This window comes from Psychrobacillus mangrovi, from assembly GCF_037104765.1.
GTDB lineage: Bacteria > Bacillota > Bacilli > Bacillales_A > Planococcaceae > Psychrobacillus > Psychrobacillus mangrovi.
Window position 1 is genome coordinate 19,725 of the sequence record NZ_JBAWSY010000005.1, and the last position, 20,782, is coordinate 40,506.

17 protein-coding genes and 1 pseudogene are annotated in these 20,782 nt (G+C 35.6%); 4 read left to right on the plus strand and 14 right to left on the minus strand.

Features of this window, described 5'->3' with window-relative positions:
* Positions 1-349: 349 nt before the first annotated feature.
* The gene (locus WAX74_RS08895) at positions 350-1,012 is read right to left on the minus strand and encodes a vWA domain-containing protein (RefSeq protein WP_336497311.1); all 663 of its coding nucleotides are present in this window, start codon (positions 1,010-1,012) and stop codon (positions 350-352) included.
* An 81-nt stretch (positions 1,013-1,093) separates the two neighbouring features.
* On the minus strand, positions 1,094-2,083 hold the full coding sequence (locus WAX74_RS08900) for a macro domain-containing protein (protein ID WP_336497312.1): 990 nt from the start codon (positions 2,081-2,083) through the stop codon (positions 1,094-1,096).
* Between the two features lie 167 nt (positions 2,084-2,250).
* On the opposite strand from WAX74_RS08900, the gene WAX74_RS08905 reads away from it, so the two are divergent.
* The 4 genes from WAX74_RS08905 to WAX74_RS08920 all read left to right on the plus strand — a co-directional run bounded on the left by WAX74_RS08905 (position 2,251) and on the right by WAX74_RS08920 (position 7,423).
* Positions 2,251-3,243, plus strand: coding sequence for a LacI family DNA-binding transcriptional regulator (locus WAX74_RS08905; RefSeq protein WP_336497313.1), 993 nt, complete (start codon positions 2,251-2,253; stop codon positions 3,241-3,243).
* Positions 3,244-3,406: 163 nt separating this feature from the next.
* Positions 3,407-4,792 carry a hypothetical protein gene (locus WAX74_RS08910; RefSeq protein WP_336497314.1) on the plus strand — a complete coding sequence of 462 codons (1,386 nt, stop codon included), beginning with the start codon at positions 3,407-3,409 and terminating at the stop codon, positions 4,790-4,792.
* Positions 4,793-4,813: 21 nt separating this feature from the next.
* Positions 4,814-6,235 (plus strand): aldehyde dehydrogenase family protein, encoded by a 1,422-nt coding sequence (locus WAX74_RS08915; RefSeq protein ID WP_336497315.1) that lies wholly within the window; start codon positions 4,814-4,816, stop codon positions 6,233-6,235.
* A 12-nt stretch (positions 6,236-6,247) separates the two neighbouring features.
* Positions 6,248-7,423 (plus strand): iron-containing alcohol dehydrogenase, encoded by a 1,176-nt coding sequence (locus tag WAX74_RS08920; RefSeq protein ID WP_336497316.1) that lies wholly within the window; start codon positions 6,248-6,250, stop codon positions 7,421-7,423.
* Between the two features lie 145 nt (positions 7,424-7,568).
* Here the strand turns inward: WAX74_RS08920 and WAX74_RS08925 are convergent, their stop codons facing one another.
* The 12 genes and pseudogenes from WAX74_RS08925 to WAX74_RS08980 form a co-directional block, all read right to left on the minus strand.
* Positions 7,569-8,081, minus strand: a complete 513-nt coding sequence (locus WAX74_RS08925; protein WP_336497317.1) for a GNAT family N-acetyltransferase — start codon at positions 8,079-8,081, stop codon at positions 7,569-7,571.
* 546 nt (positions 8,082-8,627) lie between these two features.
* The gene (locus WAX74_RS08930) at positions 8,628-9,299 is read right to left on the minus strand and encodes a GntR family transcriptional regulator (RefSeq protein WP_336497318.1); all 672 of its coding nucleotides are present in this window, start codon (positions 9,297-9,299) and stop codon (positions 8,628-8,630) included.
* An 11-nt stretch (positions 9,300-9,310) separates the two neighbouring features.
* Complete coding sequence (gene acnA / locus WAX74_RS08935) at positions 9,311-11,953, minus strand: aconitate hydratase AcnA (protein ID WP_336497319.1); 2,643 nt, start codon at positions 11,951-11,953, stop codon at positions 9,311-9,313.
* A gap of 12 nt (positions 11,954-11,965) precedes the next feature.
* Entirely contained in the window at positions 11,966-12,871 is a 906-nt protein-coding gene (gene prpB / locus WAX74_RS08940; protein WP_336497320.1) for a methylisocitrate lyase, read from the minus strand.
* The gene (locus tag WAX74_RS08945; RefSeq protein ID WP_336497321.1) at positions 12,868-14,262 is read right to left on the minus strand and encodes an MmgE/PrpD family protein; all 1,395 of its coding nucleotides are present in this window, start codon (positions 14,260-14,262) and stop codon (positions 12,868-12,870) included. Before WAX74_RS08945 ends, prpB begins: the two co-directional genes overlap by 4 nt.
* Positions 14,263-14,264: 2 nt before the next feature.
* Positions 14,265-15,401, minus strand: a complete 1,137-nt coding sequence (locus WAX74_RS08950; protein ID WP_336497322.1) for a PrpF domain-containing protein — start codon at positions 15,399-15,401, stop codon at positions 14,265-14,267.
* Positions 15,402-15,420: 19 nt separating this feature from the next.
* A complete protein-coding gene (locus WAX74_RS08955) occupies positions 15,421-16,947 on the minus strand; it encodes a tripartite tricarboxylate transporter permease (RefSeq protein WP_336497323.1) in 1,527 nt (508 codons plus the stop codon).
* Positions 16,948-16,960: 13 nt separating this feature from the next.
* Positions 16,961-17,428 (minus strand): tripartite tricarboxylate transporter TctB family protein, encoded by a 468-nt coding sequence (locus tag WAX74_RS08960; RefSeq protein WP_336497324.1) that lies wholly within the window; start codon positions 17,426-17,428, stop codon positions 16,961-16,963.
* Positions 17,429-17,501: 73 nt separating this feature from the next.
* A complete protein-coding gene (locus WAX74_RS08965; protein ID WP_336497325.1) occupies positions 17,502-18,560 on the minus strand; it encodes a tripartite tricarboxylate transporter substrate binding protein in 1,059 nt (352 codons plus the stop codon).
* Between the two features lie 365 nt (positions 18,561-18,925).
* Positions 18,926-19,065: pseudogene (locus WAX74_RS08970) on the minus strand (YqhG family protein); the annotation flags it as partial.
* Between the two features lie 140 nt (positions 19,066-19,205).
* Positions 19,206-19,805, minus strand: coding sequence for a histidine phosphatase family protein (locus tag WAX74_RS08975; protein ID WP_336497326.1), 600 nt, complete (start codon positions 19,803-19,805; stop codon positions 19,206-19,208).
* Between the two features lie 187 nt (positions 19,806-19,992).
* Positions 19,993-20,772, minus strand: coding sequence for a YqhG family protein (locus WAX74_RS08980; protein ID WP_336497327.1), 780 nt, complete (start codon positions 20,770-20,772; stop codon positions 19,993-19,995).
* Between the last annotated feature and the right edge of the window lie 10 nt (positions 20,773-20,782).

Genomic DNA, 20,782 nt, shown 5'->3' on the forward strand with positions numbered 1-20,782 from the left:
GTTTTCAGTGAGCTTTGGACAGACTTGTTACTATTTCATTAACAATTTGGATTGGTAGAAGTTCAAGATTATATTCTTTAATTCTTAAACGATTCACTTGAATTTTAAAAAATCAACCTATACTTAATTGGTTGATTTCTGTGTACTTACTATATATTCCTCTTATGCTAGTTGCTTTCTATTCTTTGGTATACATAAAAACAAAGAATATGAGAACTGAAACCATTAAACATATTAGGTTCACCTAAAACAACTAATAAAACTTAATCAAATGTCGGGACCATATAAATACTCCCTCAAAAATGAAAGACCATGCTAATATACTCGAGAGTTATATTTTTAAAAAACGCTATTTTCTAAATGAACGTCGTTGAAAATCTTCTTCAATATCTTTTTTCCACGTTCGATCAATTTTTTTACCTTTACGAAATGAGGTCACTGCTTCATTAAGTGCCTGGTAATTTAACTGAGTTCCCTCATTATCCGCATGATATTCTACAGCGAACTCCTCATTGATTCCGAACTTTGCAGCTGTGGAAATGGCATCAATATTTGCACCAAGAAATATAAATTCCCATCCACATTTTTCTTTTTGTTGTGCGATCATGGATTTGATTTTGTCATAAGTATATTCGCAGCTAGCATTTTCCATCCCATCAGTCGTGATGACAAACAACACTTTACTTGCGCGTTCATCTTCCATTGTTCTTTTTTGTGCATTCCCTATTTTTTGAATGGTAGAACCAATAGCATCAAGTAAAGCTGTCGTTCCACCAACCTCATATTCCTTTTCCGTAATAGAGGAAATTCCTCTTACATTAATTCGGTCATGGAGTAATTCATATTCGTGATTAAACAATACAGTTGTTACAGTTGTTACAGTTGCTATGCCTTCTTCTTTTTTTTGCTTGGCAAGCATCGCATTATAACCACCAATTGTATCTGCCTCTAGTCCAGCCATTGATCCACTTTTATCTAAAATAAAAACCAACTCTGTTAAATTTCTTTTCATCTTCGTCATCCTCCTAAATTTGTATCTACAAACTAAGAGTAACAATTCTGACATACAAAAAGGTCGCTTTTAAAGCGACATTTAAGCCCCTAACAGCACTTGATCAAATGTAAACAATGCCTCATTAATTTCGTGAATGTTATAATTCTCTTCTTCTATAAAGTATTCGATTATTAGATCAAACTTACTACTATGTGACAATGTATAGCCAGCTTTAGATAACAAATCCTTTGTTTCGTCTATATCCAATTCCAATGCAATGGCGAAGGCAATCACTGTTTTCTTAAGCGGTGTATAATCTACAGAATTGCGGATTTTAGAAAACAGACGACGGTCAATATTTGCTTTCTTATATGTCTGTACATCTGTCATCTTTTTTTCATCGATTAAACGCAAAAGTCTTTCAGAGAATGTTTCTTCTATATGTTTAAACACATCTTCTAAGCTTCTCTTTTTGGTTGGAGCTTCCTCAAATATAGCTTGGGATTCCAGTTTAAATATCTCTTCTTGTCGATTACGGGAAAATTGTATATCTAGCTCCTCTACATAGTATTCATCGATATATTCATGAATAGATGTAAATAGTTTTTCACTTAATCTAAATGCTTTCTTATCAAAAACAACAATATACACATGCATTTCATGTTCCATCAAATAGGCACTGATGGTTGAAATTGCAATCTGTAAAGCTTGCTCCTTCGGATAGCCATATACGCCAGAAGAAATGAGTGGAAAGGCGATGGATTTACAATTGTACTCTTTAGCCAAAGATAATGCATTTTCATAGGATGCTGTAAGGAGCGCTCTTTCGTTATTTAAACCACCTGTCCAAATTGGTCCGACTGAATGAATAATGTGCTTCGCTTGTAACTGAAAGCCATCTGTTATGACTGCCTCTCCTACAGGACACTCACCAATTTCATTACATACTTTTTGCAACGGCTCTGCACCTGCTGCATTGAAAATAGCTCCACATACCCCTCCGCCCATCTGAAGTGCAGTATTCGCCGCATTTACTATAATATCTACCTGCATTTTGGTAATATCGTTTCGTACAATTTCTAAAGGCAAAACTATCACTCTCCCATTCCTTCGTGTAAACTTTTACTATTACTCTAATGATAGCCAATGTATGACATGTTGAAAAGATACTTCCTTCTTCACTTCTACCTATCTATTTTACATATAGAAACTTTGGATAATATGATGTATCATCAACGTAAAAAGGAGGTATCGTTTTGGTCTCATCTAAAGACGTTGCAAAGCACGCAGGTGTATCACAAACTACTGTTTCGCGTGTATTAAATATGCCTGAAACTGTTAAAAAGCCCACTCTCGATAAAGTAATGAAATCAATTGACGAGTTAAACTACATACCTAATGGACATGCACGTTCCCTAGTTCAAAACAAAACCAATACGATTGCGCTTTTATCTGGTCCCCTCCATAATCCATTTTTTGTAGATACTACTACAGCAATCGTAAATTATGCCACTGAAAAAGGTTATCGGGTGAATGTTCAATTCGTGAATGATAAAAACCTACCCGAAGCATATGCAACTGCTATTGCGCATAAAGTAGACGGTGTTATTTTATCCTGTATATTAATTGACGATCCAATATTTGAAAAGCTGAAAAAGATGGATATTCCATTTATCACCTATAATCGAAAACATAAAAATAATGAATACTTTGTTGAAATTGATAATTTTCAAGCTGGTTATTTATCCGCAAAACATATGATTGAATTAGGCCATGAAGTAATTGCTTGGGTAGGTGGAACTTTATCCGTCAGTACATTCAACAACCGTTATCTCGGATTTCTTCAAGCGATGGAAGATTATAAAATACCACTTAAAGAAAAGTATATTTTTAACACGGATACGTCTAAACAAGATATTACACGCGCTTTCCATGAATTAATCCAACTTAAAAAACGTCCTACCGCTATATGTACTGGAGCGGATTCGATTGCACTCAACTTAATAGACGACGCAATAAAAGAAAACTTAAAAGTACCAGATGATCTAAGTATTATTGGAATTGACAATGTAGATTTAAGCCACCACGGGTTGATTCAACTAACTACTGTTGGTAGTATTTCAGAGCAAAATTTAGGGTTTATGGCTATTCAACAATTAATAGAAATGATTGAAAATAAAAAAAATAGTTGCATACAAATTACCGAATCTGTTAAAGTGTTTGGTAGAAACACTACACGAAAAAAATAAAACAACCTTAGATGGTTTGTTTTATTTTTTCACACAAAATGAATACGTAACCATTTTTAAGTGTTTTATTTTCCCTGAAAATGGTTACGTATTCACGGAAGATTAATTTTTATTTATACCGTTATGAAAGGGGTTTCATTATGTTAGGGGGAGGAATTTGTTTATGAAATGGAAAGACAGAAAATTTGGGGAAGAATCTCCATACATACCTGCAGGACCTTTTAAAATTCGTTTACCTTTTATTCATTATCGTTTTGAGTGGCCTGACTATGTTCAAGGGTTACTTATGTGTGCAGTTGATTTATCTGCCATTCCACTATTAATTGAATTATTAGGAATGCCATTTGAAGTTGCTTTAGCAATTATAGTACTAAATGGTCTTTTCTATTTACTGCATCATTTACTTGGAGATCCAGCTGTACCGGGGTGGATCACACCGGCAATTCCATTAATCATGTTGTACTGCCAACAGTTCCCTGAAGGACCTGAACGAGTACACTCGCTGATAGCATTTCAGATGACGCTCGGAATTCTTTCTCTTTTCTTAGGTGCAACAGGTTTGGCTTCAAGAGTCGTACAATTGATCCCTGCCGCTATGAAATCAGGCGTTATTCTAGGTGCAGGATTTGCAGCTATCATCTCTGTATTCCAAATAGGTGGGAAATTCGATGCTTTTCCTTGGACAATTACAATTGCAATAGGTATCGGATTCTATCTTTTATTTTCAAAGCACTTTGCAACGTTCCAAAATCGCAATCCATTTTGGGGGACAATTGCTAAACTAGGTATTTTCCCAGTAATTATTATAGCTGTTGTTATTGCTCCATTATTTGGGGAAGCAGCTTGGCCAACAATTGAATGGGGCTTTTCATCCCCAGACTTCATCACATTATGGAATGAATATACTGTTTTCGGGTTAGGCTTCCCACCACTTATGATGTTTATCACTGGGTTACCTACTGTACTTGCAGCTTACATCGTATTATTCGGTGATGTATTACAAACGAAAGCTTTAGTGGAAGATGGTGCAGCAGCACGTCCAGATGAAAAAATTGAATATAGCCCAAGTCGTGCACATTTAATCTTCGGTATGCGTAACAGTGTAATGAGTATTTTAGGTCCGGACATTACAATGAGCGGTCCATTATGGTCAGCAATGCAAGTAGTTATGATTGAACGCTTTAAAAAAGGGCGTAAAGCAATGGATTCCATTTTCGGTGGTGTAGGTTCCTTCCGTTGGGGTACAAATACAGGTTTATTCTTATTACCAATTGTTAGTTTAGTAGAACCTATCTTAGGCGTTGCTTTAGCTTTAACGATGTTAATACAGGGTTATGTAAGTGTAAAAGTTGGAATTCTTGAATCACGGAGCCAACGTGACTTAGGGATCGCAGGTATTATCGGAGCTGTCCTTTGTATTAAGGGAGCTGCATGGGGATTCGCAGTAGGCTTGTTACTTTGCTTTTTAATTTATGGTAAAGACTTCTTCAAGGGTGAAGTGGACGATACATTTATTAAAGATAGTAAAACTGACACAAACATAGATTAAAAACGAGAGGATGATTATTCAATGGAAAAGCAATTTTACGTAAATGGTGAATGGAAGTCTTCAGAAAAAATGGTTGACCTCCACTCCCCGCATACAAAAGAAGTGATTGCACAAATTCCACAAGCAACTCGTGAAGAAGTAGATCAAGCAATCGACGTTGCATACGATGCTAGAAAACAAATGGCTGAACTGACTGCCTATGAACGTGCTGCAATTTTAGAGCACATTACACAATTATTCATTGAAAACCGCAACAGAGCTGCTAAGATTATTTCTTCTGAAGCAGCGAAGCCTATGAAATATGCGTTAGGGGAAATTGACCGCACAATCGAAACATATAAATTTGCTGCTGAAGAAGCAAAACGATTAACAGGTGAATTAATTCCGATGGACGCCGCAAAAAATGGCGCCAACCGTTTTGGATACACGATTGAACAACCAATTGGAGTGATCGGTGCCATAACACCTTTCAATTTCCCACAAAACTTAGTAGCACATAAAGTAGGACCTGCAATTGCCGCTGGTAATACAATTGTTTTGAAACCAGCATCACAAACTCCGCTTTCTGCCCTGTTTTTAGCTGAATTGATTGATCAAACCGCTTTACCTAAAGGTGCCTTCAATGTCGTTACAGGCAGCGGTAAAACAGTTGGAGATGCGCTTGTGGAAAGCGACAAAGTTAAAATGATTACATTTACAGGTAGTCCTGCAGTCGGAAAAGGCATCCGCGATAAAGCTGGATTGAAGAAAGTAGCACTTGAACTCGGCTCAAACGCTGGGTTGATTATCGACAAGAACGTGGATTTGTCCCAAATCGTACCAAAATGTGTAATGGGCGCATTTTCAAATCAAGGGCAAGTATGTATTTCATTGCAACGCACGTATGTAATGGATGAATTATTTGAAGAATTTATCCATCAATTTTCAGCATTAACAAAAGAACTTGTGATTGGAAATCCATTAGAAGAAACAACAGACATCGCGGCTATGATCAATCCAGGTGAACAGGAAAGAGCACTAAGCTGGGTACAAGAAGCAGTCGAGCATGGCGCAGAAATCGTTGCGGGAGGCACGACTGAAAATGGTGTTTTCATGCCAACCATTTTAACAAATGTATCCCCTACTTCCAAAGTTTCTTGTCAGGAAGTCTTTGCACCAATCGTTGTTGTGAACCGTATCTCTTCTATTGAAGAAGGTATTAACGCTATCAACGATTCAAACTATGGCCTACAAGCTGGTGTTTTTACGAACGATATTCAAACAGCTTTTAAAGTCTCTAAAGAATTAGAAGTTGGGGGTGTCATGATTAACGATATCCCAACATATCGTATCGACCAAATGCCGTATGGCGGTGTGAAAGAAAGCGGTACAGGTAAAGAAGGCTTAAAATATGCGATTCATGAAATGACTGAAACCAAACTAGTTGTATGGAATCAACAATAAGGAGTGGCAAATATGTCTGAAAAAATTACATTACCACCAGTTAGTTATACTGGATGGGGTTCTCTTTCACATTTATTAGAGGAAATAAAACGCTTTAACGCACAAAAAATCCTAGTAGTTACTGACCCGTTTTTATTAGATTTAGGGTTAACAAATAAAGTAGTGGCTCCACTTGAAGAGGCTGGTTACCTGACGGAGATTTATACAGAAGTTGTACCCGAGCCACCTTTAGCAATTGGTGAAAAATTAGTCACATACACTCGTGTTAATGGATTTGATATGGTTATTGGAGTCGGCGGCGGTAGTGCGCTAGACTTAGCAAAACTTGCAGGTGTATTAGCATCACATGAAGGTAATGTAGCAGATTATTTAAATCTGACAGGTACAAAACAAGTAACAAAAAAAGGACTTCCCACTATATTAATTCCTACTACGTCGGGAACTGGTTCAGAAGTGACAAACATTTCTGTACTATCCTTAGAAACAACAAAAGACGTCGTAACACACGACTACTTATTAGCAGATGTGGCTATCGTCGATCCTGCTTTAACTATTTCTTTACCACCTAAAGTAACTGCTGCAACAGGTGTAGACGCATTAACACATGCAGTAGAAGCGTATATTTCTAAAAATGCGAGCCCAGTTTCCGATGCATTGGCATTACAGGCTATCCGTTTAATTAGCAACTCCATCCGTACAGCTGTTTCAAACGGTGAAGACAAGCAAGGACGTACAGATATGAGCTATGGAAGTTACTTAGCAGGTCTTGCATTCTTTAATGCAGGTGTAGCTGGTGTTCATGCATTAGCTTACCCGATCGGAGGTCAATTCCATATTGCACATGGGGATTCAAATGCCGTTTTACTTCCTTATGTAATGGGCTATATTCGCCAAAGCTGTGAAAAACGAATGAAGGACATATACGAAGCAATGGGCTTTAGCTCTACAAATCTTTCTCAGGAAGAAGCCTCCTATAAATGTGTTGCAGAGTTGAAACGTCTTGTAGAAGATGTAAACATTCCATCTACTTTAAAAGGCTTTAACATTACTGAGGATGCACTGGATAGCTTAACTAGCGATGCCATCGAGCAAAAACGCATCCTTGCTCGTAGCCCAATGCCATTATTAAAAGAAGATATTTATGCTATTTATAAAGCAGCATACAATGGAATTATTGCAGAAAAGTAATTAGAAGAACAACTTGCAAAGCAAAATCTAGATTATAGACTTTCTTTAAAAGATCCATCCGTAATAAAAGTTGATAATCTAAAAAACTAAAAACACCAATCCTTAGAGGGGGAAACTCAAGGATTGGTGTTTTTAGATTTGTTAACTAGAGGTCAAAGCGATAACAACGGGCTCCTGCCATATCACCAAGTTTACTTTCTTCTTCAAAGTCTCTTACAAAGCCATAATATTCATATAATCGAATGGCTTTCACCATTGAATCCCCTGTAAACAAATAGATACTCTTCGCTTCTTTTTCTCTTGCGTAATCTAAACATGCATCTAATAGTTTTCTTGCAACTCCACGTCCTCTCGCATTCGGATGAACTCCCAATAAACGGATGAAAGGGGCATGAATATCTAGTGGATGTCCTGCATATGCCTTTTCAGCAGTTTCGAATAGCTGCACTGTTCCTAAAATTTCTTGCTCATCTCTTGCGACCAATATTTTGTCTACATCAGGACTATCAACAGATGTAATTATATCTTCTAAGTAGCCCTCCCAAAATTTCGGATCATCAAAGCCATTTTCATATTGTAAATAACTATCTACTAATAATTTCTGAACTCTTTCTTTATCAGCTTCATTTAATATTTCCACAACAATCTCTGTAATCATTTAACCCCTCCTCTTCATTAACCTAGTTAACAGGTCTGAATAGTGTAAATTTAGGTTAACATTAAAACCTGAGAAAGACAATACAATATCTAATAGAAGTTTTCTATCATAACTTGCCCTATTGATAAAAAAATTTAACAAAAAAACTGTAGAATTCACGTTATTTTACGCTTTGTCCACAGTCTAACTTTTATTTCAAATCGGAGGGTTATTCATGAAGACGCTGATATAAAAAGTATCCTTTGTTTTTTTACATTTATAGGATATTCCAACTAAAACGGTCCATTTTCCAACTAAATGTTATAGGATTCCAACTAAATTCTTAACTTATACTATTATGTGTTATCTAATATATTGATTGTAGCGAAGGAAGCATCTCGACCCCGACCGCAATAATACCAATTCTATTTATCCTATTTTTTAAAAGAAAAAAGACTATAGATTAACTCCAAATTCTTAGAGTTTGTCTACAGTCTGTATCCACCAGGTGGTTTTTTTGTGTTGAAATTATGAAAATAAAAAGAGCTTAGTTATTATCTAAAGTACTTATTCTGGTACATAACTCTCTATTGCTAACAGTGCTGTAGTATAGCTGTTTCGAATATGTTCTCGCATAACAGATTCTACTAAATCATCATTCCCAGTAAGAAATGCTTTATATATTTCCTCATGTTCACGAATAGGTCTATTTGGATCGTAATAACGATTAAATTTACCACCGATTCTTCTATATCTATTAATATGATGATAAATTTGTTCAAGGAAGCGCATCATTGTTTCATTTTCACTTAAATGATGAATCAAGTCATGAAATTCGGTCCCATATTTAACAACATCCATTATTCTCTGTTCAGAAGCGGCCAGTTTCATCAAATGGATTTTATCATTTAACTGCTGTAGCTCCAGTTGTGTAATGCGTATACTCGCTTCACGAGCTAATGTACCTTCTAATATCTCACGTGCACAATAAATCTCTTTTGCATGCTTAAGTGTAATATCCGTTACATGTATTCTCCCATTAGACGCTTTAATCACCAATCCTTCAAGTTCTAAGCGATACAAAGCCTGACGAAGTGGGGTTCGACTAACAGCGAATTGTTCAACTAACTGTTCTTCTGATAAATGTTCTAATGGCTCAAAGTACCATTCTACAATTTTTCTACGAATTTCATGATAAACAATATCACTAGTAGATTTTCTTTTCGCTTTTTCGAACATTTAATCATTCCTTAAACCGTTGTTTTTATTTCACTAATAATAGAAGGAAGAAGTCCACCTTTTAAATATGTTTCTACTTCCACAGTATTATCTAATCTAATAATAACCTGTTTTTCACTTTTTGTTCCATCAGTTTTTATAATATTTAATAAAGTTCGTTGTTTAGCGTGTAATGTTGCTTGGCTTAATTTCAATTGTACAGTTTCCTCACCCGTAAATACATAAGGAATTTCATTCTCAGCATAAGTAATTGGTAAAATCCCCATTCCTACTAAGTTACTTCTATGAATTCGTTCAAAACTTTCTGCCAGAACTAATCGAACTCCTAATAACTTAGTACCCTTTGCTGCCCAATCTCGAGAACTTCCAGTGCCATATTCCTTTCCAGCAACAATAAAAAGACCAATTTGAAGCTGCTTGTATTTTTCCGTTGCTTCATATATTGTCATTACTTCTTGCGTGGGGAAATATTTAGTATAGCCACCTTCTACATTATCCAATAGTTTATTACGAATTCTAATATTGGCAAATGTCCCTCTTACCATTAATTCGTGATTACCTCTACGAGCACCATACGAATTGAATTCATTAGATGGAATTTCGCGTTCCAATAGATAATGTCCTGCGGGGCTTTTTTGTTGAATGTTTCCAGCCGGAGAAATATGATCTGTTGTAATTGAATCGCCTAAAACTAATAAAGGGTATAAATTATTTAAATATCCTTCTTCATGACTGCGATTTTGTAAATCTAGAAATGGTGATTTTTGTATATATGTTGATTGTAAATCCCAAGTGAAAGTATCTCCTTCTGGATACTCAATCTCTTCCCATTTTTCATGTGAGTGTACTGTACTATATTGTTCTTTATAACTTAAATTTACAACTTCTGTTTGGCATTTTTCTATTTCTTCATTCGATGGCCAAAGGTCTTTAAAATACACCTTATTCCCCTTACTGTCTGTTCCAATCGCTTCTTTATAAATATCAATATTTGTAGTCCCAGCAAGGGCATAAAGAACAACTAGTGGGGGTGAAGCTAAATAATTTGCTTTAATCGATGGATGAATACGACCTTCAAAATTTCGATTTCCACTTAGAACTGAACTTACAACTAAATTATTCATATGAATGTCTTTCTCATATTTTTCATGGAGTGCACCACTATTTCCACAACAAGCGGCACAACCAAAACCATCAATGTAAAATCCGAGTTTCTCTAAACAAGTTAAAAGACCTAGTTTTTTCAAGTAATGTTCAACCATCTTCGAACCTGGTGTCAAAGAAGTTTTTACATAAGAAGGAACCTTTAATCCTAAATTACTAGCTCTCTTAGCGACAAGCCCTGCGGCAATCATAACAGAAGGGTTAGATGTATTCGTACAACTTGTAATAGCCGCAAGTACAACATCCCCATGTTTTAAATATTCACCTTGTTTTTTTACTTCTATTTCCGTTAATGAGTAACCTCTATCTTCAATAGATGCTGTTAAACTTCTTTGGAAAGAATGTTTCATTTCTGTCAATGGCACTCGATCTTGCGGACGCTTTGGCCCCGCTAAACTTGGCTCAATTGTAGTTAAATCAAGAACTATTTTTCTTGTATATATCGGATCATCTTCACCATCTTCTCTGTACAACCCCTGTACCTTATGATAATGGCTCGCTAAAACAGCTGCCTCTGACCTACCAGTTTGCAATAGATATTGTTCAGTAATATAGTCAAACGGGAAAAATGATAGTGTAGCACCATACTCTGGTGCCATATTTGCAATCGTAGCACGGTCTGCTAATGAAAGATGGGATAGCCCATCGCCGAAAAACTCTACAAATTTTCCTACTACCCCTGTTTTCCTGAGCATTTCTGTAATAGTTAGTGCTAAATCTGTTGCAGTTACTCCTTCTGCCAAAGCACCAGTAATTTTAATACCAATTACTTCAGGATTTAGCAAATATAAAGGTGAGCCTAACATAGCAGCTTCTGCTTCAATACCTCCAACTCCCCATCCAACAACACCTAAACCATTAATCATTGTTGTATGTGAGTCCGTACCAACTAATGTATCTGGATATAAAAGATTCTCTTTTTGTAGAACACTCGATGCTAAGTATTCTAAATTGACTTGATGAACAATTCCAGAACCAGGTGGCACAACATAAAAATTTTCAAATGCTTGTTGTGCCCATCTAACAAAGCTGTAACGTTCTTGATTTCGTTTGTATTCAATGTCTAGATTTTTTTGGAGTGCATCTGAATTACTTGAACTCTCCACAATTAATGAATGATCAATTACTAAATCCACACGTACTTTTGGATTTATCTTTTTGGGATCGTCTCCCAATTCTTTCATTTTAGAACGAAGCGCCGCTAAATCTACAATTGCCGGGATGCCAGTATAATCTTGAAAAATAACACGCCCTGGAACAAATGGAATTTCAACATCTCCTCCACTATTAGTCACCCAGTTGATAAGTTGCTCTATATGCTCTGTTGTCACGTTAACTTCGTCATAATTACGTAAGGCACCTTCTAATAATAAGCGAATCGAATATGGCAACTTCACACTATCATTGAATCTTTTAATATCATAATAGCTATAAAGTTGGTTATTAACATTTAATGAAGAAAGCTCTTTATACTTCTGATTCTGTAGCAATTAGTCACCTACTTATCCTTTTTGAGATTCTAATACCGTTTTTGCAATTGTATTATCTAAATCTTCATAAGCGTAATATTCGATTGTTTGATATAAATCCTCACGCGTTTGCATGTTTTGAAGTTGGTCTACTTGTGTACCTTTGTTATAGATATCTTTAAATAATTGTTCCACCGCATAAGCTGTGACACGTAAAGAAGATACAGGATATATGACTAATTTATATCCCCATTCTTCAAATTGTTTGTCTGAATAATAGGGTGTCTTTCCGAATTCAGTCATATTTGCTAATAAGTGTACATTAATCTCATTTGAAAATTGGATAAAATCTTCTTCCGACTTTAGAGCTTCTGGAAAAATAACATCTGCCCCGGCTTTTTCATATGCTTTAGCTCGTTTGATTGCTTGTTCCATCCCCTCCACTGATAGGGCGTCAGTTCGAGCAACAATTACCATGTCCTTACTAGCTTGTCGACAAGCTTGAATTTTTTGGATCATTTCTTCTTCACTTATGAGTTTTTTACCATTCAAATGGCCACATTTTTTAGGTAAATCTTGATCTTCAATTTGAACGGCTGCTGCACCAGACTCTTCTAGCTCTCGAACTGTTCGTATGACATTAAGCGTGCTACCAAAACCTGTATCAATATCAACTAGAATTGGAATATTCGTCGCTCGATATAGTTCTTTTGTTTTTTCTGCCAATTCACTTAATGTCAATAAGCCTACGTCTGGAATTCCTTTACTTGCCGAAACAGCTCCTCCTGATAAGTATAAAATTTCAAATCCTGTTTTTTTAGCTAAAATAGCACTTAGACCATCATGGGCACCAGGAACTTTTATAATTCCTGGTTTATTTAAAATTTCTCTAAATCGACTGCTTGGACTTTGATCTCTATTCTGTATTAACCAACTCATAGAGTTACCTCCTGTTCAAGTAATAATGCATTAAAAACCTCTTGTAATGAAGATTGGCCCTGTAAATTAAAGACTAAATCAACCACTCGTTTTTGCTGAGTTTCTGTTAATTTTTCTTGTGTAATACGGTTAAATTTTTCAATGATTTGTTCATTTTTCATCGGGTTACTAGAATGGCCTAAAGGTTTAGATACCATTTCACTCACAACTGAACCATTTTTAAATTGAATCGTAATTTTGTTAGGATTACCGGCTGGATACCCACTTTCCATTTCTTCTGTCACACGAACGGTTACAATGTTTTTGATACGTTCTAAAGTTTGTTCATTTTTTAAGCGCTCATCACTAAATGTATTTAAATCAATTTTTCCATCCTCTAATGCCACAACAACAATATAAGGTAATGAATGATCCGCAGTTTCACGGGTTTTAGGATTCCACTTTTGGGTATCTTTTGCTAATACATCGTAAGCCAATTGAAATGTTTCTATTTCTATTTTTTCAATATCGTTTAAGGAAGATACATGCTCTCGAATTTTTAATGTGGCTTCAATAGCACTTTGTGTCATATATTCTACAGCCCAATTTTTAATATATGTTCGTGTAATAGCATTGGGTGAATCAGTGCGATTAATCATATCAGCTACTTCTTCAATTGATAGTTTACTATTTAACAATAAAGCATTCATCCCCATTGAACCTTGTAATGCCTCAAAAGGACCTGACATTCCTGATTTAGCAAGTTTAACTGCGAAAACTGCATTTTTAGCTGCATTAGCTGCCGCTATCCCTTTCCATTCACTAATTTCTCCGTTACGAGTTTGGCGCATTGCTGCATGTGGAACAATCGCTAGTGCAATTGCATTAACCGTTTCTTGCTCTGTTAAGTCTAATAAGTGACTCGCACCAACAACTGTTGCAAGTGTAATATAATTGACATGGTCCCACCCGTTTTTCTTTAAGCTAGCCGCATCACAAAATAGCACTCCTATTTCATAACTAATTGCAATCGATGTTGTAAGCTTTTCAATAGATATGTCATATTGTTCACTCAATGCCAGTAATGGAGCAATAACATCGGATGGATGTAATGGTTCGAGCGATAAATATGTATCATTAAAATCTAAGTAACGAATTGCGCCACCATTTGCTAATGTTGCATATTCCGAAATTACTTTATGATTTGTACCAATTACAGTTGCGCCATTTGAATCTAGGTATTGGAGAGAAAATTTACGAGCTACACTCGATGCATGGCTATCGTAACCAGCAACTAAACAACCAAGTGTATCTAGTATGCGACGATTTACTTCTAAAATAACGTTCGGATGTAAAGAAGAATAACTTATTCTTCGAGAAAAATTAGCTAAGCTTTGAGAAATTAAATCCATTATTAAAATACCTCCAAATAAGTAGATTTTGGGATAAAAATATCCCCTTTCATAATGCGTCTTGCTGTACGTTCTAATCCAACTGCTGTTACATCTGTATAAGTCTCATTTAATTTAACTCTAACTTCTACGATACCGTCTGCATGGGCAACTCGTACTTTTTCTGAAGACGATGGTAAACTACAAAATTTATTTGGAATAGTACCACTTAATAATGCAGAAGCCGCTATGTTATATAGACCTGAACCTGCAAATGTTTTGTGTACATTACCCATAGATAACATTGTTGCAAAAATGTCATACTGTTCCTTTTTTATTTCTATGCCAGATGTTGTAACATAATCATGTGGCGATGCTACTAAAGCAACTTTAGGAACCGCTGGATGTTTTTTTGCTTCATTAATTGAATCTTCCATTCCGGCAATTACAGCCGCTTCGCATCTTCGTTCATTTAATTCTGCCAACACATCGGCCCGGTTCTCCAACTGTTGTTTTAATTGCTTCCCTTCAAATCCGAACCCTTCAAATCCTAAGTAGAGAAAAGGATTAACAATATCGACTAGTGAAACTGGAATATCCATCATATGAGTTGGACCTAATGGTAAAGTTTTACCTGTTTTTCCTCCACCTGGTTGCAAAATATCGACAATAAATTTTGCTCCTTTTGTTACAATTCCAGGCATATGAAAATCACCAACTACTTTTGCCTTTCCTTCAATTACAGGTACGGTGATTTCAATAATCTTAGAGATATTAGTATTAAATGCATAAACTGTAACACTACTCGCTCCTGATGGTACGTCTACTAACCCTTCATCTACTGCAAAAGCGCCTACTGCTGCCATTAAATTTCCACATGTCCCCTTTATATCTGCAATGCGCTGACTAATGCCCATTTGATAAAAAGAATAATCCACATTGGCATCCGAATGAGTAGGTGGACCTATTACAACAATTTTACTTGTGTGAGAAGTTCCACTTCCTAGACCATTTACCTGTGAACTATTGTAAGAATCAATTGCATGATAAAAGATATGCTTCATTTCACTTTGTTCTTTTGGCAGATCATGTTGATGAAAAAAAACCCCTCTACTTGTACCGCCTCTATATACAACTGCTGGTACTGAAAACTGACTCATACATTCCACCTCTTTAATATTATCCCTCTTCGTTAATTATTAATTTTTTACCTTTCATTTTTAACACAAATGGTACAATGATCCATAAAGCTGCAATAATTAAGAATACTGCAGACATCGGCTCTTTAAAAAAATAAAAGTAATCACCATTAGAAATAGTTAGTGCTCTGCGCATATTGTACTCCAGCATAGTGCCGAGTACTAAAGCCAATACAAATGGTGCCACTGGAAAATCAAACCTCGTGAAAATATAACCTAAAATCCCGAATGTTACTAACAAAATTAGATCAAATAATGTTAGGCGCACAGCATAAACTCCAAATACAGAAATCGCCACAATTAAGGGTAATAAATATTTTGGAGGCGTTTCTACAACTTTTGCAAACACTTTAACCATCGGCATATTTAAGATTAATAACATAATATTCCCAACAAACATACTAGCAATTAGTCCCCAAGCTACTTCTGGATTTTTTTCAAATAGTAATGGACCAGGTTGAACGTTATACATAATTAGAGCACCCATTAATATCGCTGTTGTTCCTGATCCTGGAATCCCCAATGTTAGTAACGGAATCATGGCACCACCAGAAGCTGCATTATTTGCTGATTCTGGTCCAGCAACACCTTGGATCATCCCAGTTCCAAATTTTTCAGGTGTTTTACTTACTTTTTTCTCTACACTATAGGAAAAGAAAGCTGCAATAGATGCACCTGCACCTGGTAAAACACCTATCAAAAAGCCTAGAAAGGAACCTCGAAAAATTGCTGGGATACTATCTTTAAGTTCTTTCCTATTTGGTAGTATTGAGTTAACTTTCACAGCTTTCCCATGAATATAATCACGTTCAATAATAGACTTAAATACTTCTCCTAATGCAAATAAACCAACAGCAACAGTTAAAAATTCTATACCTTCATAAAGACTTGGTTGATTAAATGTAAAACGTGCAATACCTGATACAGAATCAATTCCAATTGTACCAACTAGTAAACCTAAAGCCGTCATTAACAAGGCTTTTGTCATCGATTTACCCGCTAATCCACTTACTGCACATAATCCTAGAATCATAAGTGATGTATAATCTGCTGGTCCAAAATTGATTGCTAATTTCGATAGAGGCTGTGCTAAAAATATTAATCCAAGAAGTGAGACAATTCCTGCCACAAAGGAACCAATTGCAGCAATGGATAAAGCAGCACCTGCACGACCCTTTTTAGCCATTTGATACCCATCTAATGTTGTTACAACTGAAGCGGCTTCGCCCGGTGTATTTAACAAGATCGAGGTAGTTGAACCACCATACATAGCCCCATAATAAACCCCAGCAAGCATAATAATTGCACTAGTTGCTGCTTCTGTTGGACTTAAGGAAGATGTAATCGAAGATGTAATAGGTATTAATAATGCAACACCACTTACGGGACCAATACCTGGTAATACGCCTACCGCTGTCCCTATTAATACACCAAAAAATGCAAAAGCTAGATTATGCCATTGGAAGGCTGTTTCGAATCCAAGCTTTAACCATTCTAAAACGTCCATTTAAATCACCTCTCTAGTTTAGGAAGTCTAACCATACCGGGAACTTAGGCAGAGTTCCATTAAGTAATTCCACATAAATGTAATATACGGAAATAGAAACAATTAACGCTATCAAAACGGATATCCAAGTTTTGCCACGCTCAATTGTTTGAAAGCCAATTAATAGAAATAAGAAAGTAGTAATAACATAACCTAAGGGACGTAAGAGTAAGCAATATGCAAATGTTGCAGCTAAAATAATAAAAAACTTTTTATAGTCGAAATCAACTTTTTCTACCACATCTTCTTTTTCATACCTAAATGTCTCTATAAATAGTTTAATACTCAAAATAATAGTTAAAACTCCTAACATTGTCGGAAATACATTAGAGCCTACTTGACTACCATATGATGTACTAACATAACTCCTACTACCTACTATAAATGCTAAGCCTATCACCAAAAATACGCATGCGAACCCCCGATCAATTGTAGCTTTCATAAGTAGCCTCCTTTACATTACAGTTAGAATATTAAGGGAGGATAGGTTTAATCCTCCCTCATTTTTCTGTAAATTATTTCGCCATACCCATCTCTTTTAAAATTTTAAGTACTACTTTATCTTGTTCCTGTAAATAAGTCATAAAATCATCGCTCTTTTTAAAGCCATTTCCCCAACTATTTTTCTCGAGTTCAGATTGCCATTCAGGTGTTTCAACCATTTGCTCTATATGATCTTCCCAATATTTTACCGCTTCATCAGAAATATCTTTTACTGCAAATAATCCACGCCAATTTGTAAATTCTGCATCATAACCTGATTCTTTAAAAGTTGGAACTTCGCTAAAAATACCATCTAAACGTTTTGAAGAAGAAACCCCTAATACCCGTATCTCACCCGCTTCTAAATATTGACCAACTTCTGAAATTCCTGTAGTTAATGCATCTGAGTGACCACCTAGTAGAGCAACCATTGCATCGCCACCAGCATCATATGAAATATACTTAATTTCTTTTGGATCTGTACCGAGTGCAATTGCTGGCATCATGGCAATAATGTGATCCATCGATCCTGCACCCGAACCACCTGCAAATGTAATCGATGATGTATCTTTATCAATCGCTGTATATAATTCTTCTAGTGTTTGGTAAGGAGAATCTGCTTTTACAACAATTGCACCATAATCTGTCGTTAATTGTGCAATTGGTTTCATGTCTGCGTATGAATAAGGACTTGCAGCTTCATTTCTAAGATAATTGATTACAATTGGTGCAGAAGGTAATAATAGCTTCTCCTCATTAGTTGGATCATTTGTAATAAATTGTGACAATCCTGTAGTTTGTCCACCTCCAGGTACATTTTCTACTGAAAATGGTTGAGCCACTACTTTTGTTTGTTCAATTACTTTTACTACTGCACGAGCTGTAGTATCTAAACCTCCACCTGCACCACCTGGTGCATAAATAACAATCGGTTTTTCAGGTTCATACCCAACGTCATCATTCTTGTCTGAAGCTTCAGCCGCTTCTGACTCATTAGTTGTCGTTGTCGCACCATCATTCGAATCACTACATGCAATTAATAAAACCGAAAGTACTGACAACACCAAAAACAACAACCATTTACTTTTCATCCATATTCCCCCTAAAAATTTTTAAAAGAAACATTTAGCCCCTTTTGTATAATTGTATACATTTATACTAAATTGTCAAAATGTTTTTAAGATTAAAAATATATATATTAATATAGTAAATCCACGTACTAAATGTAAACATAGTAACCATTATAGTTAAAAAAATCACCTTAGTAGAAAACTCCTGTAAAACCTTATAATTGCATAGCGAAAGTAACGAAAAGTATAGATGTGTATTACAATTAGTAATTTCCATTGTTTTACTCCTTAATTAGACCAAAGCACCGATATAAGGGAGTATAAACTAGCAACTTTTATAAAATTTGTTGATAATTTTTATAAGTTCCACACTAAAAAAAGGCCGTTTAATCTAAATTATTTAACGGCCTTAATATGTTATATGAAATTTTTTTAACGTAAATTAATCCACCATTGATAATTCGATTTTTATCCTAGGCTCGTATTGTTCTTGCAAAGCTTGTTTCTCCATTTCATAGCATTCAGGCTTCATACTGACCCCTTTTTGATCAGTAATTAAGGTTAATTGTACTTTCTAGGTATTGCCAAAGGTAAGGATGATTCACGTTCATGTAATAATCATGGTTTTGTATGATTCGTGTGTAGTTTCAAATTTCCCCCTTTATATTAATTTAAGTGCTCTTGCTTATTCATAAATTTTATTATTCTAACATTCTCTTTTATCTCCAATAAATGAATACCTGTATCACCTGTTGAAAATACATGATTACTAGTATTCGGCTGGTTTAAAAATGCTTTTAAAAATTGCGAAATAAACCCACCATGAGAGACAATTGCTACTCTCTCGTACTCTTGATAATCTAAAATAATTTGATGGAAAATCCTTTCCGCTCGAAAACGAAACTCCAATTCTGATTCACCCTTCTCAATGGGAATATGAACAGGTCTTCCACCGGGTGGTAATGGATAATTTATGGACGCCTCTACTTTTGAAATTCCTGCAAGAATTCCATTATTAAATTCCATTAAGTCAGTCTCTTCTTCTAATTGACATCCTGTTTCTTCTTGAAGAATTAATGCTGTGCTTCTCGCTCTTTTTAGTGGACTTGATATGATGATATCTGGTGGAAAATGTGAGGCTACATATACCGACATCAACTTCGCTTGTTTCTCTCCAAGATCTGTTAAAGGAAAATCTGCTCTTCCCTCATGTACTCCTAGTAAATCCGCTTCTGATTGTCCGTGTCTAACAATGAGCAATTCCATATAAATTTTTCACTCCTTAAGGTGGAAGAAAACTTAAAAATAAACCATAATATACCATTATTTGTAGTTACATTTTACCACATGAATTGACAGATAAGCATGTTGTCTTCAGTTTTTTAAAAACTATTTTTGAATAATCAAAAAAGCTAAAAAGCATTGGCTTTTTAGCTAAGTTTCTCTGCTATATTCACTTTAAATAAAATAAACCACCATTAATAATTTCGATTTTTATCCTAGGCTCGTATTGTTCTTGCAATGCCTGTTTCTCCATCTCATAGCATTCAGGCTTCATACTTACCCCTTCATAGAAGTATTCAAGTACTTCCAAATCCTTTAGCCATCTTTGCTTTGCCTCTTCAGCCCAAGTATGATCATCCTGTTGTATAATGCGGTCGATAAGCTCATCTAATCGTTCAAGGGCACGGATTGGCTTTATAATATAGGGAAGTTTAAATGTCTTTTCAGAAATAGTTGTATCCAATTCCAGTCCTCTGAGCGATTCTTGAAAACGATTGATAATACTACCTGTCATTAAATTAATGCCTAAAGAATGAAGCATTTCTTTTGTTTGATCACAGTAATACGATATTTTATAATTCACTCCTAACCACGGAGTTATAATCTTTCTTTCATTTGCAACTTCTATTTTCTCATACATATGCACAAATGAGCCCATCCGTCTGGTTGTTTGAAAGATCTGATTTAATTTTGGAGAACCGAAGTGGACAATCTCCCCTTTAACCTTTTCGAGAAGATTATTTTGATCAGTGATTAAGGTTAGTTGTGCAGGACACGGCACCCCATTAGTACTTTCTAGATATTGCCAATAATAAGGGCGATTCATAATTTTTTTGTCCATATCAATCGTTAATTGTACAGTCATGTAATAGTCATTATTTTGTACGATTTGACAGTTATTTTCCGTAAAAAATTTCTGTAAATACCGATGAACTTCTTGCGGATACATGCACGTCCTC

What these genes read in the sequence shown, in the direction of transcription:
- WAX74_RS08980 (WP_336497327.1), bottom strand. Translation starts at nt 20,772, where the DNA reads ATGTATCCGCAAGAAGTTCATCGGTATTTACAGAAATTTTTTACGGAA.
- prpB (WP_336497320.1), bottom strand. Translation starts at nt 12,871, where the DNA reads ATGAGTTGGTTAATACAGAATAGAGATCAAAGTCCAAGCAGTCGATTT.
- WAX74_RS08975 (WP_336497326.1), bottom strand. Translation starts at nt 19,805, where the DNA reads ATGGAATTGCTCATTGTTAGACACGGACAATCAGAAGCGGATTTACTA.
- WAX74_RS08920 (WP_336497316.1), top strand. Translation starts at nt 6,248, where the DNA reads ATGTCTGAAAAAATTACATTACCACCAGTTAGTTATACTGGATGGGGT.
- WAX74_RS08945 (WP_336497321.1), bottom strand. Translation starts at nt 14,262, where the DNA reads ATGGATTTAATTTCTCAAAGCTTAGCTAATTTTTCTCGAAGAATAAGT.
- WAX74_RS08965 (WP_336497325.1), bottom strand. Translation starts at nt 18,560, where the DNA reads ATGAAAAGTAAATGGTTGTTGTTTTTGGTGTTGTCAGTACTTTCGGTT.
- WAX74_RS08930 (WP_336497318.1), bottom strand. Translation starts at nt 9,299, where the DNA reads ATGTTCGAAAAAGCGAAAAGAAAATCTACTAGTGATATTGTTTATCAT.
- WAX74_RS08910 (WP_336497314.1), top strand. Translation starts at nt 3,407, where the DNA reads ATGAAATGGAAAGACAGAAAATTTGGGGAAGAATCTCCATACATACCT.
- WAX74_RS08960 (WP_336497324.1), bottom strand. Translation starts at nt 17,428, where the DNA reads ATGAAAGCTACAATTGATCGGGGGTTCGCATGCGTATTTTTGGTGATA.
- WAX74_RS08915 (WP_336497315.1), top strand. Translation starts at nt 4,814, where the DNA reads ATGGAAAAGCAATTTTACGTAAATGGTGAATGGAAGTCTTCAGAAAAA.
- WAX74_RS08955 (WP_336497323.1), bottom strand. Translation starts at nt 16,947, where the DNA reads ATGGACGTTTTAGAATGGTTAAAGCTTGGATTCGAAACAGCCTTCCAA.
- WAX74_RS08950 (WP_336497322.1), bottom strand. Translation starts at nt 15,401, where the DNA reads ATGAGTCAGTTTTCAGTACCAGCAGTTGTATATAGAGGCGGTACAAGT.
- WAX74_RS08895 (WP_336497311.1), bottom strand. Translation starts at nt 1,012, where the DNA reads ATGAAAAGAAATTTAACAGAGTTGGTTTTTATTTTAGATAAAAGTGGA.
- WAX74_RS08925 (WP_336497317.1), bottom strand. Translation starts at nt 8,081, where the DNA reads ATGATTACAGAGATTGTTGTGGAAATATTAAATGAAGCTGATAAAGAA.